This is a genomic window from Nocardia araoensis NBRC 100135, assembly GCF_000308435.1.
Taxonomy (GTDB): Bacteria; Actinomycetota; Actinomycetes; order Mycobacteriales; family Mycobacteriaceae; genus Nocardia; species Nocardia araoensis.
In genome coordinates this window covers 1-865 of sequence record NZ_BAFR01000261.1, presented here as the reverse complement: position 1 = coordinate 865, position 865 = coordinate 1, and the positions used below count along the sequence as shown (strand labels likewise).

Below are 865 nucleotides of genomic sequence, written 5' to 3'. Positions count from 1 at the left end.
AGGTTCTGACCGACAAGCAGTGGGAACTGCTGGAGTTGCTGCTACCGAAGTCCGAGGGCCACGTGGGCCGTAACTTCGCCAACAATCGCCTGGTGGTGGAGGGGATGCTGTATCGGCTGCGCACCAGTCTGCCGTGGCGGGATCTGCCGGAACATTTCGGGCCGTGGCAGACGGTGTGGAAACGCCACCGCCGCTATGCCGCCGACGGCACCTGGGACCGGGTGCTGACCGCTCTGGTCGCCCTGGCCGACACCACCGGTGACCTGGACTGGGTTGTCTCGGTCGACTCGACAATCGTGCGGGCACATCAGCACGCCGCCGGCGCGGCCGCCGACTCGGTGACCGGGCTATGAACCGGCCGACCATGCCATCGGGCGCTCCCGTGGTGGGCTGACCACCAAGATCCATCTCGCCGCCGACGGCGCCGGTCGCGGCCTGGCCGTGCTGCTCACGCCCGGTCAAACCAACGACTCGCCGCTGCTGGGGCCGCTGCTGGACGCGGTGGTGGTGCCGAGACTGGCCGGTGGGGCGCCGCGGCGCAATCCGGAGGTGGTGATCGCCGACCGCGCCTACTCGGCGGCGTCGAACCGATCCTTGTTGCGCCGCAGACGTATCCGGACCGTGATTCCCGAACGTCGGGACCAGATCGCCAACCGCAAACGCAAGGGCCGCGCAGGTGGGCGGGCACCGAGCTTCGATGCCGAGATCTACAAACGCCGCAATGTCATCGAACGTGCCTTCAACAGGGCCAAGCACTGGCGGGCGGTGGCCACTCGCTACGACAAGCTCGCGATCACCTACCGGGCCGGATTCGTCCTGGCCCTCATCGTCGAATGGCTCAAATCATTGGGAGACACGACCTAGT

Annotated in this window: 1 pseudogene; it reads left to right on the top strand. The window is 67.3% G+C overall.

The features are described 5' to 3' along the window. Window positions 1-864: pseudogene (locus ON21_RS37470) on the top strand (IS5 family transposase); the annotation flags it as partial. Window position 865: the final 1 nt, after the last annotated feature.